The organism is Haladaptatus sp. HS23 (genome assembly GCF_056892285.1).
Genome location: NZ_JBXGLH010000011.1, coordinates 80,711 through 94,398, shown reverse-complemented (window position 1 = coordinate 94,398; position 13,688 = coordinate 80,711). Strand labels below are relative to the sequence as shown.

Sequence of the window (13,688 nt, the reverse complement as noted above, 5' to 3'; positions counted from 1 at the left end):
CAACTGTAAGTCACACAAATCCAGTTCATACATTTATTGAAGTAACTACGAATATATATCTTGCCCCTGGGGTGGCAGGTACCGAGTCGGTACGGACTTTCCGATGAAGTATGCCGCGAAGGCAGACCCCCCTTTATCGACGAATTCAACGGCCAACTGTGCCGTTGCTGCACTTTCGACGAGACTTCGACCAGTCGCGACGAGCGTAGCGGTGACCAAACTCGTCCCTGAACTGGTGACGCCTCCGAAGACGAGAACGACAATGGGAGTTGCAATGAGGGTCGCAACCACTGTGAGAATGATTGCAGGGACGATCACTTTTTTCAAACTATTGAACCACCCGCCTCGCGCTAGGAACCCTGTGACGAGACCAATAGCGACTGGAACCGGCATAAATGCGAGTTGGACCGGATTTCCAAGCATCGCCTGGACGATATTGGCGAGACCGCCCGTGAGTGCTGCGGCCCACGGTCCAGCAAGGATCCCGATGAGTATCGTTCCGATGTTATCCAGGAACAATGGGAGCTTCAGTGTGCTTGCGATGAACCCACCGATCGCGTTGATACCGATACCGAGTGGAATGAGCACCCACGTTGTCGTCGTAAAGTCCTCTGAAATGCTATCCTGAAACCGTTCGATGCGACCCGTACTGTTCGTGTTAGTGGTGGCACCTGTGTTTGACATTATGTACCATGAATGAGGTGGAGTTAACCCCTATTAAATGTTTGGATAAACCCGTTCTGTAGCATAGATAGATCGTTGATTTAGACACTCTTCCTAGTAGAATGAGAAAAGTGAATCGCGTAGGACTCAGCTATGCATTCCGGACCGTAACGAAGCCATCGAAGTTCAAAATCACTGATTGTGCTGTATCCCCAAATAACGCCTTACCGGTTGGTGACCGTCTTTGGTTTACAACGAAAATGTGGTCACATCCGTGATTTTCGGCAACATCGATGATCTTGCTCGATGGTTGAGTAGATTCGATCCGCTCACCGATCGGGAGATATCCTACTCCGAGCGGGTCGAGAATCTGTTCCCCGAGATATTCTGCGAATTTATAGACGGTCTGGGACCTTTCTGTACTACTGACGTCGTCGAAACCCTCCCACTGTAGCATTGCATCTAGTGATTGGTCGTCTCCTTTTGAGACGAGTGTGAGGACGACGACTTCAACACCGACAGCCGCAGCGATGGTCCCGGCTTCTTCGAGCAATTCCACGTCCGTTTCCGACGGATTCACGACGGTGAGTATTCGGTTCATGACTTTCAGTCTATTAACCTCGACAAGTTGGAGGTGATGACGTCCCGGCAGTGCTCGATATCGACATCGAGGGCGACCGTACAGTTGGGAGCAGTTTCATACACACCGTGCTCATCGTAGATGGTCGCACCATTCGATGGGCCGCCTGTCGTGTCGATTTCGACGTATGCATCGTCGTAGGTGAGGGAGTCACCAAGAATACCAGCCATGACTACTGCGTCGCTCGTGATAGATCCACCCTCGGCGACCGTCCCATCCGGACCCTGTGCTTTGTATTCGAGGATATCCGCGATCAGGTTTGCGTATGGTCCTCGCCCACGGAACTGTTCACGGATTTCCGGTGGGAGATACGCTGGCTCGGTTACATCGAGGCCGACAACGGTCGGCCAGCCGTCTTGCACGACGCGGGCAGCCGCAGCGGCATCAACATAGAAGTTGAACGACGCCTGTGGCGTGACGTTCCCGGTTGTTTTGAGTGCACCACCCATCTGGTAGATGTCTCCGATTCTGCCGGGCAGCGTTGGATCTAACGACATTGCCAGCGCGATGTTCGTCTGTGGACCGACGGCGGCAATCGTAAGATCTTCACCGTGTTCGTCGGCTTGTTCGAGGATGAAATCGACGGCATGCTGGTCGATCGGTTCCGTCGATGGTTCTGGAAGTGCCTCGCGCACCGTTTCTGGCATCCCGCCAGGGCCGTGAACGTACTCAGCCATCACAAGTTCGTCTGCGAACGGACGACCCGCTCCCTGTGCAACAGGGATGTCCGTCCTATCGACAAACTCCAACAGTGCGAGTGCATTCGTCGTGGTATTTTCGATGGTTGTGTTCCCCATAACAGTCGTCAGCCCCACGACTTCGACGTCGGGATTTCCAAGGGCCATCAAAATAGCGAGCGCGTCGTCGATCCCCGGATCGACGTCGAGCAGAAGCTTTTCGGTCATCTACCTGCCCTCCGGTGGAGCGTCCCACTCTTCACCGTTGTCCTGGGGGTCATATCCGATGACATCACGGCCATATTCGATACTGAACCATCGGCGATCGTTGTCGCTAACCCCATAGAACACGTCGAACTCCACGTCATCATCTTGCAGGCAACGATCGACTTGATGAGCAAGATCGCGACGCGATTGCCACATCGCCTTCATTCGTGCGACTTTTTGTTCGTACTCCTGACTTCCACGCTCCCAATCTCCGTCGTCAACACCGTGTTCGGCATCTCCGTAGGGATGGTCGTATTCCTCGTGGCGAACCGAACAGATACGAAGTGAGTAAAATTGCTCGGGATACTCGTAGTTTTCGACGTAGTATCGTCCGAGGTCTTCGTCGAACGATTTCGAGGTCCCGTAATACGAATCCGGGCGGCGTGGTGAGTCCTGATCCACCATCAATTCGAAGTCCGGGTCGTACAGCTCAGGTGCAAACTCCACTTCGTACATACCGACGACGTGGTTTGTCGAGCCGAAAATGAACTTCGGAACACCCGCATCGTTTGCGGCTTTGAGTGTGTTCTGCATCCCGATGATGTTGTTTTCCAGTATTTGCTCCCAGGTTCCGTCTGTTTCGGGGTAGCCTGCGAGATGAATCACGACATCTTGGTTGTCGAAGGCTGGACGAATTTCGTCGTAGTTCGAGACGTCGGCGACGTACGTTTCATACTCCTCTCGACCGGATCGATTGAGGTAGGTGAACTCATATTCGTCGCGATCGGCCAAGTGGTCAATGATCGCCGTTCCGACGCGACCAAAGGCACCGGTCAGTAGGATGTTTGTAGTCATCTGCTGTGGCAACCCGTTTATCGGCACTTCATAAAAGTGTTCAGGTCAAATGCGTCGAAACAGTATTGTAATTACGCAAAAGATGTGAAGTCATGTCGTCTGTAGACCCGCCCAAACTCACGTATTATGGCCTTTCGTCGTTCGATTTGACGTACGGAAGCGTGCGAATACTCGTTGACCCGTGGGTCCTCGAACCCGAATGGAGTGACGTTACGATAGCGGAATTCGAGGACGTAGACGTGATCTTCGTTACGCACGGTGCGTATGACCATCTCGGAGATACCGTCCGAATCGCTGAGGTTTCCGATGCAACGGTGTACACCGAACCCGCGGTCGCCGATCATCTCGTTACCGAGGGTCTTTCGGAGTCTAGTATAGAGCGTGTTATCTGGGGAAACAGATTCGAGGTGCTCGGAGTGGAAATACAGGTCCTCGAGACGCGCCATCTATCCTACTTCGAATCGAATGGACAGCGCCTTTCAGGGATGCCGCTAGGGTTCCACTTCGAGTTTCCCGACGCCAGCCTCTACTACGTCGGAGATACGTCGTTGTTCAGTGATCTCGAACTATTCGCAAATCAAAACGACCCCGATGTCGTGATGCTCCCCGTTGGTAGTGCACCGGGTGATCTTGCACCACTTCCCCCCCGTGACGCCGCGACAGCAGCAAGTTGGTTAGACGTCCCTACTCTGATTCCAGTGCATTATGTCCCGGGGAGTGACGAAGTTGCCGACTTCAGGTCTCATCTCGCTAACCGATCAGAAGATGGGATGCCCAGTGTTGTCGAATTAGCCGTCGGCGAGCAGTACGAACTGTAATCACCACGGAGCAACTTCGGCAGGTGTTGCCCCGTGGCACCTGCAAATGGGTTCGCTCTTCTTGCAATCGCTTAGATTCGGAACTGTTCAAGTGCGTCTCGTTCGAGCTCGACTCCGTGGCCAGGACGCTGTGGCAGTTGAATCATGCCATCTTCGGGTTCGACTGGATACGTTAGTACATCGTCGAACGCTTTAACGTCCGAATCACGGTAGAAGTACTCTATCCAGAGTCCATTCTCGATGGCGGCGAGCAATTGAATGTGTAGGTCCCAATTGTAATGCGGGGCAACGGGGATATCGTGACACGCCGCCATATTTGCGACACGCATCCACTCGGTAACACCGCCGACAACAGTCACGTCCGGTTGGATGACTTCGACGGCGTTTTCGCGAAGCAGGTCTGCAAAGCCATATCGGTTGAATTCGAGTTCGCCGCCAGCAACGGCATAATCGAGCGACGTATTGACCTCGCGATAGAGGTCTAAGCTGTCGGGCATCACCGGTTCCTCGATGAAGTACGGATCGTACTTCTCGAATTTGCGGCAGGCACGGACTGCTTCCTGTTTATTCTTCCACTTGCCGTTGGCGTCCATGAGGAGTGTTCGATTTGGTCCGATCGCTTCGCGAGCGACGCGAACGCGTTCGACTTCCTCTTCGAGGGACTTTCGACCGACTTTCATCTTCACGACGTCGTGGCCACGGTCGACGTACGTTTCCATCTCTTCACGAAGCCCGTCGAGTCCTTTCCCTTCACGATAGTACCCGCCACTAGCGTATGCAGGAACCTCGTCAGTGTGTCCACCGAGGAGTTTGTAAAGTGGCATCCCGGCCGCTTTTGCTTTGATATCCCACAGTGCGGTGTCGATACAGGAGATAGCTCTCACCATCACTCCCTTGCGTCCGATTTGAACCGTTCCATCGAACATCTCCCGCCAGAGTCGCGACGTATCGCGGGGATCTTCTCCTTCGACCATCGGCGCAAGAACGCTTTCGACGGCTTGTGCAACGACGTCAGCCCCGCCATATCCGAGCGTATATCCTACTCCTTCGGTGCCGTCTTCGGTCCGAACGTAGACGATGGCATGGTCACGCTCCTCAACGACGCGCGTTGCGAATGCGACGGGTTCTTTCAGCGGAATCGATACAGCAAAGCTCTCTACTTCAGCTATTTTCATGGGTTGTGTGTTATATTGGCTCATGGGGTGTCTAATATCTTTCTACCATTCAGATGACGTTCATGAGTCATCCTACGACGTTCGAGCTGACAGTGCCGACTCTCTCTACTTCGGCTCTGACGCGATCGCCCGGCACGATGTGTTTCGCGCCAGGAGTCCCTGTTGAGATGATATCGCCCGGTTCGAGCGTCATGACTTCTGAGTGGAACGAGACGAGTTCGCGCGGCGACGTCATCATGTTGTGAATCCGATTTTCCGCGGCGATGTTCTCGTTGACAACGGTCTTGACCGACAGTTCATCGAGCGGACCCACTTGATCGGTCGTGACTATCGATGAGCCGAACACCAGGAAGGAGTCGAAGCTCTTCGATCGGGTCAAAAAGCGGGGATTCCGTTCCAAGATATCTTCGGCGGTCATGTCGATGACGGGAACGTACCCTGCGATGACGTCGTCTACAGCTGCTTTGTCGACGTTGGAACACGTTCGACCGATTACGATGGCGAGTTCGGCCTCCGCAGTCACACGGTTCGTAATATCGCGTGGCGGAAGCCGAATCGATCCATTTGGTCCGGTAGCTGCCGTAGCCGGTTTCATGAAACTTGCAGGTTCCGTCGGGCTATTTTCGTTCAAGTCCGACGCATGATCAGCATAGTTTAGTCCGATTCCCCACAGCTTTCCCGGGCGTTCCAGCGGGGCAGCAAACGAGAGGTGTTCTTCGGGAATACGGGAGGCGTTCGCTTCATCGAGCGTCGGAAGGTCACCAACGGCAGCGAGCGGAAGTGCATCTCGAACTGTCTCGAGTGATGGATCGGCGGATGAGAGCGGTACAAATCCGTCTTCATCGCCAATCATTGATCTACCATCGGTTGTGCGTGCAAGTCGTGTCATGGCTATAGGTTTGAGGCCCCTTGACCTCCGTCGATCGGAATGGCAACTCCGTTGATGAAACTTGACTGGTCGGAGGAAAGGAATGCAACAGCCTCACCCAGTTCCATCGGGTCACCGATACGACCGAGGGGGTTGATTTCGCCTTTCGCTTCTACTCCTTCTTGATAGCTATCGTACTCACCTCGATCAACAGCCGCTTGGATCAGCTCCTGTTGGCGAGCAGTCTCGTGTGGAGCTGGAAGCACAGCGTTCGACCGTACTTCCGGGGCGAGTTCTTTCGATAACGTCTTTTCAAGACCGATTACGCCCATACGAACGGCGTTCGAGAGAACTAACGAGGGAATCGCCTCCTTGACGCTTCGGGAGGTAATCGTGACGATGGTTCCTCCGCCGTCATCACGAAGATATGGAGCCGCTTCGCGAACGAGACGAACGACGCTCATTACAAGCAGATCAAACGCGTTGTACCAGTCTTCATCTTCTGTTTCCATAAACGAACCACTTGGCGGTCCACCGGCGTTCGTTACGAGATGATCTATGGTACCGTATTCTTCCACAGTTTGTTCGACGAGTTGCTCAATTTCATCCGGCTCCGTCAAATCGCCTTGAATAGCGAGAACATCACCAGTAGCGATAGATTGGATTTCGTCTTCGGCTTCTTTGAGACGGTCTTCATTTCGTCCGTTAATAACGACAGTCGCGCCTTCGCTGGCGAGTGCCTTTGCCGATGCTTTTCCCAAGCCGCTACTGGACGCTGTGACGAGAGCCACATTTCCATCTAATTCGTAATCCATTTTCAGCGACGGAGTATCTGAGATACCACGTGTAAAAGCTTTCGCCGAGATATCTTTCTTGGCCTGTTTAGCATCGCAAACCGGATATAAAATCACAGACAAACTATAATATCGTGATTACAACTGAATTCTAGCCCCCAAAGCTGTTTGAGCGCCATTTGGACGCTCGATAGGTGGAGATTTTCGTGGAATAAAATCGTTCTAATTCGCCAACTCGTTTAGAGTCGCTAAACAAATTTTTTATAGATGGGCGCTAGTCATGAGATATGAGACGTGCAAAAAATCCGGTAAAATCCGTCGGACACACCGCCGCGATCATCAAGAAAGTAGCTGAGCTAAATGGAGCTGGTGTGTCCGAGATATCTTCCCACCTTGATATTACGAAGGGGACGGTCCACAATCACTTGGCGACTCTCGAGGAAAACGGACTCGTCGTGAAAGAAGGTGAGGAATTTCACCTTGGACTTCGATTTTTCGAATTCGGAGAGCAGACGAAGACCCGACACAAGATTCATGAAATCGGAATCCCGGAAGTGAACAAACTCGCCGAGAAAACGGGTGAGCTCGGGAATATTCTGGTCGAAGAACACGGACGGGGTATCTATCTCTATCGTGCAGAGGGCGAAAACGCCCTTTCACTCGATACGGGCATTGGCTCTCGCGTCTACTTACACCAAACGGGACTTGGGAAAGCAATCCTCGCACATATGCCGAAAGAACGCGTCGAGGAAATCATTGACGATCACGGGCTCGAACCTAGTACCAGCCACAGTGTTTCGACACGAGAAGATCTCTACGAAAACCTCGAACAAATTCGTGAACAGGGATACGCACTCGATATGGAAGAAAGAGCCGAAGGAATTCGTTGCGTCGCTGCTCCAGTCATCACGAACGACGGTGCCGTTCGTGGTGCCGTTAGCGTTGCCGGACCTGCAAGTCGGATGCGTGGTGAGTATTTAGAATCAGAGGTCCCTGATATGGTGATGCGGGCTGCGAACGTTATCAGCATCAATCTCTCGTATACCTAATCGAACTTGCGTTGTGTATCGCTAAACAAGGAGGAGATCTATGATCTCGTCCTGACTAGTTCATGCATCACAACATCTACTTCGTAATAGTGCTGCTGTGGAGGATTATTATCTTCAGATACTGTTTGATGATATACTGTATTCCTTATCCGACCCCCATCCTGTTACAGTAGTAGTTCTGTAAAGGCTGTCATCCAGCCAACTGCAGGAATTTATCAGTAGAAATACGGGCTTCGTTGACCTCCCGTGGACCAATTTACAAGATGAAAAATGAGAGAATTTGGGTCTCTGAAGCCGGAGGTCTCACTCCTGTCTATCATCTATGTCTGCTGTCCTCCCTCGTAGTAAACAAATAACAATTCATTACGCTAGGTAATACAAATTCCACAGATAACAGGTCAGAAATGGGATGTTCTGAGATCACATTCCTAACTGTCCAATAATTCCTAGAAATACGATGACTTATGGGATATAGACCTCGAAAAAGAAATATACGCAGGATATACACTGTTCGAGAGATGTACGAGTAGATCATCTCTTGATTACTATGGTACATACTCATGTCTTTAATAACAGGGAACTTTTGTTTGTTTCTACAAAATCTCTACTCCCCTTCCTGATTTATACTTCCCTTCCTGATTTAAGGAAAGAAACAATTCCCCGACAATACAGCCTATGTATTGTTATCGTAGTCTCCCAACTGTCAATCTTGATATGGATGATGAGTAGCGACAGAGCAACGATGGACTGACCCGGTTTGAATATCCCTCTACCGCACCCACGGTAACAGATTTCACAAGTGAAGGAAATATTCGAGTATGTCCGACCAGACAATTACGACCACTGCCGTTGGTCGAACGAGTGCCCCACCCGATGAAGTCAACCTTCAGTTTGAAGCCCGTGCTACCGACCCGGACGTCACGAGTGCTCGTCGCGCGGTGGCAGACCAAGCACTAGCGCTTCGGCAGGAACTCGATGCTGTGGGGATCCCCGACGAGCGAATCCGGACAAGTCAGTTCCGAATCCGACAGCGGCCACCAGACCGTGCGAACCCATCGGCGTCCGACCCTGAAACCCAACCGTACCATGCAACTGAGGTTATCACCGTCGTTCTCTTCGACCTTGACCGCCTCGGCGATGTGCTCTCGGCTGCTGTTGATGACGCTGGCGTTGAAATCAGCGAGGTTGCGTTTACATTCCAAACTGAAACCCAACGAGACCTCCAGCAGGAAGCAATCGCGGATGCAGTCGGCACAGCGAGACAGAACGCCACTGCTGCGGCCGCCGCTGAGGATTTGACCGTTGGCAGTGTGCAGTCGATCGTGACTGACTCCGGCTCGCGTCCTCGGCATCTGCGGGCCGGTCAGACATTGGCAATGGATACAGGTGCCTCGGGAAGCGTCGAAAGTGGCCCGATCGAAGTTTCGGTTAGTATCGAAGTAGAATATCGCCTCGAAGAACCCTAAAACGCAATCTTCTCATCCAATCCACCACTCGTTCGTTGGATATATTTCTCTTCTAATAGCGTCTGTTTGGGCTATGGATCTTTTCTCATGTAAGCTAGACCGGTGGTGACGCGTAGAGCAAATCAACGATGAAATGGATAATCAATTCCAATCCGACAGATGGTTCTGCCATATCAACGATGTCTTCACTTACTACTCACATTTGTTATCAAATGCAACAACGTGTACAAACTCCAGACGACACCGACGACCCACAAACAAACCCACCGACAGACGTGCTTTCGGAACTTCCACCAAGTGCAAAATTGGTTGCGAAAGTGCTCGAATACAACGATAATGGGCTCACGCAATCTGAACTCGCCGATGAAACTCTGCTCCCAGCACGGACGGTTCGCTACGCACTCACGCGACTCGAAGACCACGATCTCGTCGACTCACGCTTCTCATTTACCGATGCACGCAAACGCTGTTACTCACTTACATATGAATAGAGGGCCCAATGCCGATTCTTCGGAAGAATTAGTGGCTTCCCGTGCTAGCCGTGCGTGAGACCGGAACGCAAGGAACTGCTGAACGAACCACCGCTTCAGCCTATTATCCATGGGGCGGGGAGGACGTCAATACGGAGAATTTTGCCCGTTATTCTGACTGAAGTACGCTCCTACCAATACGCCAAGCAGGACGGTAAGACCACCGCTATGCTATCTCTATTGACGATGTGCCAAGAAATCGATGATCGAAACACAACAAGAGAAGGAGGCGAAAGTGATGACCTACTAGATTCCACGTAGTCAGTCTGTTTCAACTACCCTTAGAGCGAAGTACTGAGCAGGTTGAGTTCACTGCTGAAGATGGACGCATTACCGCTGAACCGCCGCGTGTCGCCCTGGCTCAGGGACTGACCACCTTGTTTGAACATGAACGTGGTGATCGAACCCTGCCCACCACCGCCATCGCCACCGAGGAGGTAGCGGATGATGTAACCGTTGTAGTCGTCCGGCTGGCTGATCTCCGGCACGTTGCCGCCGCCGGGTCGTTCGAGGAGGCGGACTGTCGTCGCCGCTTCCAACGAGTTTACGACCCGGAACTGCACGTTCGGGTGGTAGTCGTAGGTGTAGACCAGTACGTTGCTGGACTGCGCCGAAGCGCTTCCGGCGCTCCCCAATCCCAATGCGAGCGCACCCGTCGCGAGCGCGCCTTTCTTCATGAACGAGCGTCGATCATTTGACTCGATGTTGGACTCGTCTTTCGTTGTCTCTTCTGACATTCTCTGATTCCTCGGTCATGACTATGCTCACCTACAGCATAAAGTATCTGTAATGTTCAGCATTTCAACATTACCCTAATGTAATCTCACTGTCAGTAGTGGTAATCTCTGGTGTGGTATCGAGGATTACTAGCCTCCATTTCTCTCCCAAACAGCGGGAATCATCGAGGGTGAATAAAGGACGCCGTAGACGAGTCCGACATTCCTAGGGACGTGAGGTTCACCGATGAAGGGGTCGCAGAGATTGCGAGTGTGCTCGAGGCAATTCTTTTCCCGATGCTCGCGGAGGCAGTGTTCATTGACTGGGATCGAGAGTCGGGGGAGATCCGTCGTGGGCCGAATTTTGAGGAGCTACGCCCGTTACTTGAGTCAATCGTGGCCCATCAGGACGAACTGCCCGGTGGGCGGTTATACGGACGAATTGGGTAGATTAGTGCTCTCCGACGCAAGCGGCACAGCGCGCCACGGCAAGCCTTCTACAAACACATGGTCGCAGTTGTGAACACAACCGACGAGGGGACGCTCGATGCAATCCTGCCGAGGACGAAGACGATATCGAACCCGAAGGCTGTGACTGTGACGGCCTCGATGGCTTCCTCTGCTGGCCGTGCGTGAGAACAGAACGCAAGGAACTGCCGAACGAACCCACGCTTCAGCCCTTTTATCCATACCTCGTCAATTGACGTTCTCGGATATCACCGCCCAGCGAACGCTCACGAAAAGTGCAGATGCAACGACTGATGATATAAGACATCAACAGCCCTGCTTGACCGAGCACGACGGCAACGAAATTCGCTACCAAGCATGTCCCACATTTGTCGATTGAAACGATTGTGTGGTAAATATCGGAGCGTGGGCTGGACTAGTGGCGGTACGAAGTACGATTCAGCAACGGACAAAATGTCTACGTAAACCAACAGAGAGGCTCCGCAAGTGAAATTCGCTGATTGACTTCAGTTGTGATATTGGCACACCAATCGACCACAATTACATAATGAACATTTATACATTTTCATCAACTGCCAGAGTATGTTTATAACTACCGTCCTTAACAAGGATGGAGTGTTCACCATGGGGTGGATGCGGATGCATCAGAGAGAGACACACAATGGGAGAAAGCAATGCCAATACACCAGGCAGCGACCAGAGTAGAGCAACGGGACCAGCAATCGCAGTCCTCATTCAGGAAGCGATTGCGGCACGAGAAGAATCTGAATGGAGTGGCTGCCCGCCGCTGTACAGTACTATCGATCCAGATGCGCTCGATAGATTGTTTGCAACTACACAGGCGGGCACCGAACGCCATGGGACGGTGAGATTTCACTACTGTGGTTACGAAGTAACAGTGAACAGCGACAGAACGGTTGATCTCGATCCGATCAACGCAGATGGGATTTGATCTTGTATCGCTATTTCTTCGTCTAAGGGTGATTCTCTGTCTACCCTGAATTGTGTGGACTTTGGCGCACCTGTACCGCCACCAGTACACATTCTTCACGATGCCACGGCTATATCACAGTCGATCCAAATTCTCTCAACGAATGAACGATTGTGTCCCTCGACTGGTCCAAAACTACGGATTAGCGGTGGTTCCTCCGTGATGAACGCACTCTTTCACCTGGCAGTTACAAGTACCCCGCCCAAGTTACTAAGATGCTATAAATACTCTTTCACTACATGGCGGTCATTATCGAGTTATCACTCCCCTCGGAGAACTTCCCCCTAGGAACGATGCTCGCCGCCGGCACAAAACTACATATCGAGTTCGAACGAGTTGTCCCAGTCGGCGCTGACGTCGTACCCATCTTTTGGGCATGGAATGGAGATTTAGATGGCTTTGAACAGCGCGTTCGCGAAGATCCAAGTGTCCAAAAGCTCATTGCCATTGACCAGGTGGAAAATCGTCGTCTATATCTCTTGAATTGGGATATTCCACCCGGTGCATTTCTCGAAAGCCTCACTGTCGCAGAAGGGATCATCCGCAACGCACATGGCTATGGCAACGACGATTGGGAGTTTGAGTTATTGTTCCCTTCCCAAGACCATCTGACGCGATTCCATAATTTGAGCCGCGACAACGGAATTGAATACACACTCGGTAAAATGCAAGCACTGAGCGACGCCGGAGCCTCCCAATTAACGAACATCGTTACTGACAAACAACGTGAAGCACTCGTGCTTGCGTTCCAACGTGGCTATTTTGTGACTCCACGGCAGGTGACCCTCTCGGAATTGGCGGCAGAACTTGACATCAGTCAACAATCGTTATCAGATCGGATTCGCCATGGCATCGAAGCGGTTGTCGAGTATGTTCTGTTCGGCGCGTACAAACACTGAATTTCTGACTGACTTTCATCTCTCCCCCTTCTTTTAAACCACCCTGTTCGAACAGAGCGAGGCCTTTTAGAACTGCATACAAAACAACTAGGAAATGGGCTCTTCTCCTGATGATGAAGATCCGCAGTGTTCGCTCGACGAGACACTCGAACTCATAGCTGATGCACAACGCCGACAGATTCTCACCTATCTCATCCAGAACGCTGATCGTCCGATTCCGCTCGAAGCACTTCTCGAAGAACTCATGACCCAGACTGATACCAGTGAACCAGATCAATCAACTGAACGAGAACAGCTTTTAACACGACTTCACCACCTCCAACTCCCCAAATTGGCTGATTATGGTGTGATTGAGTACAACGAATCGCTCCAGCTCATTTCGTATATTGAACAGCCACGAATTGAGACACTATTACAGTCAGAACATATCTCTAGTGGAGCAGAAAATAGTAATGGGGATGGTCACGGCTCGTAACTCTTTCTCACTACTGTTCTCTCCCTAGTTATAGTCTGGTTCTCCTGATGTTTCCCTCAACGGCTTCCCGTGCTGGGCATGCGTGGAACTCACGGCCCTGTTTGGTCCTCTTATCCGGGTTTTACGAATGGCAGCGACAGAACGGTGGCCCAAAACAACCGTATCGTGTGTATCGCGAAGACTCTCCAGCGTTCGCGATGGCTGGTCTCTGGGAGGTGTGGGAAGGAGACGGGCAGGCGTCGAGCGTTTCGTCGTCAGTCACGTCATCGATGGACACGGTGTACTGGTGGTCTACGGGTTTCTCGTGGCCTCATTGGAGACTGCAACCAGTCCGACCTACTCCCGGTTGTTTTACTAAACAGATGTAAACCATACATTCTAGTTTAAGCGATCAGAT

At 51.8% G+C, this 13,688-nt stretch carries 16 protein-coding genes and 1 pseudogene; 9 read left to right on the top strand and 8 right to left on the bottom strand.

The window, feature by feature from the left end; translation table 11 throughout:
- Window positions 1-45 precede the first annotated feature (45 nt).
- The 4 genes from AC1XDK_RS23760 to AC1XDK_RS23745 form a co-directional block, all read right to left on the bottom strand.
- Window positions 46-684, bottom strand: a complete 639-nt coding sequence (locus tag AC1XDK_RS23760; protein ID WP_483352499.1) for an ECF transporter S component — start codon at window positions 682-684, stop codon at window positions 46-48.
- Between the two features lie 130 nt (window positions 685-814).
- A complete protein-coding gene (locus AC1XDK_RS23755) occupies window positions 815-1,264 on the bottom strand; it encodes a universal stress protein (RefSeq protein WP_483352498.1) in 450 nt (149 codons plus the stop codon).
- Window positions 1,265-1,269: 5 nt separating this feature from the next.
- The gene (locus AC1XDK_RS23750) at window positions 1,270-2,208 is read right to left on the bottom strand and encodes a nucleoside hydrolase (RefSeq protein WP_483352497.1); all 939 of its coding nucleotides are present in this window, start codon (window positions 2,206-2,208) and stop codon (window positions 1,270-1,272) included.
- The gene (locus tag AC1XDK_RS23745) at window positions 2,209-3,042 is read right to left on the bottom strand and encodes an NAD-dependent epimerase/dehydratase family protein (RefSeq protein WP_483352496.1); all 834 of its coding nucleotides are present in this window, start codon (window positions 3,040-3,042) and stop codon (window positions 2,209-2,211) included.
- A gap of 92 nt (window positions 3,043-3,134) precedes the next feature.
- Here AC1XDK_RS23745 and AC1XDK_RS23740 point away from each other — a divergent pair, with 92 nt between their 5' ends.
- The gene (locus AC1XDK_RS23740; RefSeq protein WP_483352495.1) at window positions 3,135-3,860 is read left to right on the top strand and encodes an MBL fold metallo-hydrolase; all 726 of its coding nucleotides are present in this window, start codon (window positions 3,135-3,137) and stop codon (window positions 3,858-3,860) included.
- Between the two features lie 71 nt (window positions 3,861-3,931).
- Here the strand turns inward: AC1XDK_RS23740 and AC1XDK_RS23735 are convergent, their stop codons facing one another.
- The 3 genes from AC1XDK_RS23735 to AC1XDK_RS23725 form a co-directional block, all read right to left on the bottom strand.
- On the bottom strand, window positions 3,932-5,035 hold the full coding sequence (locus tag AC1XDK_RS23735; protein ID WP_483352494.1) for a mandelate racemase/muconate lactonizing enzyme family protein: 1,104 nt from the start codon (window positions 5,033-5,035) through the stop codon (window positions 3,932-3,934).
- 67 nt (window positions 5,036-5,102) lie between these two features.
- Window positions 5,103-5,924 carry a fumarylacetoacetate hydrolase family protein gene (locus AC1XDK_RS23730; protein ID WP_483352493.1) on the bottom strand — a complete coding sequence of 274 codons (822 nt, stop codon included), beginning with the start codon at window positions 5,922-5,924 and terminating at the stop codon, window positions 5,103-5,105.
- A 2-nt stretch (window positions 5,925-5,926) separates the two neighbouring features.
- A complete protein-coding gene (locus tag AC1XDK_RS23725; protein WP_483352553.1) occupies window positions 5,927-6,718 on the bottom strand; it encodes an SDR family oxidoreductase in 792 nt (263 codons plus the stop codon).
- Window positions 6,719-6,984: 266 nt separating this feature from the next.
- Between AC1XDK_RS23725 and AC1XDK_RS23720 the strand changes: the two genes are divergently transcribed.
- The 3 genes from AC1XDK_RS23720 to AC1XDK_RS23710 all read left to right on the top strand — a co-directional run bounded on the left by AC1XDK_RS23720 (window position 6,985) and on the right by AC1XDK_RS23710 (window position 9,703).
- Window positions 6,985-7,746, top strand: coding sequence for an IclR family transcriptional regulator (locus AC1XDK_RS23720; RefSeq protein WP_483352492.1), 762 nt, complete (start codon window positions 6,985-6,987; stop codon window positions 7,744-7,746).
- A gap of 818 nt (window positions 7,747-8,564) precedes the next feature.
- On the top strand, window positions 8,565-9,212 hold the full coding sequence (locus AC1XDK_RS23715) for an SIMPL domain-containing protein (RefSeq protein ID WP_483352491.1): 648 nt from the start codon (window positions 8,565-8,567) through the stop codon (window positions 9,210-9,212).
- A 212-nt stretch (window positions 9,213-9,424) separates the two neighbouring features.
- Window positions 9,425-9,703, top strand: coding sequence for a winged helix-turn-helix domain-containing protein (locus AC1XDK_RS23710; protein WP_483352490.1), 279 nt, complete (start codon window positions 9,425-9,427; stop codon window positions 9,701-9,703).
- 320 nt (window positions 9,704-10,023) lie between these two features.
- Here AC1XDK_RS23710 and AC1XDK_RS23705 read toward each other — a convergent pair whose 3' ends face one another.
- A complete protein-coding gene (locus AC1XDK_RS23705; RefSeq protein ID WP_483352489.1) occupies window positions 10,024-10,479 on the bottom strand; it encodes a twin-arginine translocation signal domain-containing protein in 456 nt (151 codons plus the stop codon).
- 486 nt (window positions 10,480-10,965) lie between these two features.
- Between AC1XDK_RS23705 and AC1XDK_RS23700 the strand changes: the two genes are divergently transcribed.
- The 5 genes and pseudogenes from AC1XDK_RS23700 to AC1XDK_RS23680 form a co-directional block, all read left to right on the top strand.
- Window positions 10,966-11,094 carry a hypothetical protein gene (locus AC1XDK_RS23700; RefSeq protein WP_483352488.1) on the top strand — a complete coding sequence of 43 codons (129 nt, stop codon included), beginning with the start codon at window positions 10,966-10,968 and terminating at the stop codon, window positions 11,092-11,094.
- 493 nt (window positions 11,095-11,587) lie between these two features.
- Complete coding sequence (ddfA, locus tag AC1XDK_RS23695; protein ID WP_483352487.1) at window positions 11,588-11,878, top strand: DdfA family disk-determining factor; 291 nt, start codon at window positions 11,588-11,590, stop codon at window positions 11,876-11,878.
- Window positions 11,879-12,156: 278 nt separating this feature from the next.
- The gene (locus tag AC1XDK_RS23690; RefSeq protein WP_483352486.1) at window positions 12,157-12,816 is read left to right on the top strand and encodes a helix-turn-helix domain-containing protein; all 660 of its coding nucleotides are present in this window, start codon (window positions 12,157-12,159) and stop codon (window positions 12,814-12,816) included.
- A 94-nt stretch (window positions 12,817-12,910) separates the two neighbouring features.
- Window positions 12,911-13,291, top strand: coding sequence for a DUF7344 domain-containing protein (locus AC1XDK_RS23685; RefSeq protein WP_483352485.1), 381 nt, complete (start codon window positions 12,911-12,913; stop codon window positions 13,289-13,291).
- A gap of 80 nt (window positions 13,292-13,371) precedes the next feature.
- Window positions 13,372-13,557: pseudogene (locus AC1XDK_RS23680) on the top strand (SOS response-associated peptidase family protein); the annotation flags it as partial.
- Between the last annotated feature and the right edge of the window lie 131 nt (window positions 13,558-13,688).

Bases quoted from the DNA above. Each gene is read 5' to 3' on its own strand.
- AC1XDK_RS23720 (WP_483352492.1), top strand. From the start codon at position 6,985: ATGAGACGTGCAAAAAATCCGGTAAAATCCGTCGGACACACCGCCGCG.
- AC1XDK_RS23685 (WP_483352485.1), top strand. From the start codon at position 12,911: ATGGGCTCTTCTCCTGATGATGAAGATCCGCAGTGTTCGCTCGACGAG.
- AC1XDK_RS23690 (WP_483352486.1), top strand. From the start codon at position 12,157: ATGGCGGTCATTATCGAGTTATCACTCCCCTCGGAGAACTTCCCCCTA.
- AC1XDK_RS23710 (WP_483352490.1), top strand. From the start codon at position 9,425: ATGCAACAACGTGTACAAACTCCAGACGACACCGACGACCCACAAACA.
- AC1XDK_RS23745 (WP_483352496.1), bottom strand. From the start codon at position 3,042: ATGACTACAAACATCCTACTGACCGGTGCCTTTGGTCGCGTCGGAACG.
- AC1XDK_RS23755 (WP_483352498.1), bottom strand. From the start codon at position 1,264: ATGAACCGAATACTCACCGTCGTGAATCCGTCGGAAACGGACGTGGAA.
- AC1XDK_RS23760 (WP_483352499.1), bottom strand. From the start codon at position 684: ATGTCAAACACAGGTGCCACCACTAACACGAACAGTACGGGTCGCATC.
- AC1XDK_RS23705 (WP_483352489.1), bottom strand. From the start codon at position 10,479: ATGTCAGAAGAGACAACGAAAGACGAGTCCAACATCGAGTCAAATGAT.
- AC1XDK_RS23735 (WP_483352494.1), bottom strand. From the start codon at position 5,035: ATGAAAATAGCTGAAGTAGAGAGCTTTGCTGTATCGATTCCGCTGAAA.
- AC1XDK_RS23740 (WP_483352495.1), top strand. From the start codon at position 3,135: ATGTCGTCTGTAGACCCGCCCAAACTCACGTATTATGGCCTTTCGTCG.
- AC1XDK_RS23715 (WP_483352491.1), top strand. From the start codon at position 8,565: ATGTCCGACCAGACAATTACGACCACTGCCGTTGGTCGAACGAGTGCC.
- AC1XDK_RS23700 (WP_483352488.1), top strand. From the start codon at position 10,966: ATGGTCGCAGTTGTGAACACAACCGACGAGGGGACGCTCGATGCAATC.
- ddfA (WP_483352487.1), top strand. From the start codon at position 11,588: ATGGGAGAAAGCAATGCCAATACACCAGGCAGCGACCAGAGTAGAGCA.
- AC1XDK_RS23730 (WP_483352493.1), bottom strand. From the start codon at position 5,924: ATGACACGACTTGCACGCACAACCGATGGTAGATCAATGATTGGCGAT.
- AC1XDK_RS23725 (WP_483352553.1), bottom strand. From the start codon at position 6,718: ATGGATTACGAATTAGATGGAAATGTGGCTCTCGTCACAGCGTCCAGT.
- AC1XDK_RS23750 (WP_483352497.1), bottom strand. From the start codon at position 2,208: ATGACCGAAAAGCTTCTGCTCGACGTCGATCCGGGGATCGACGACGCG.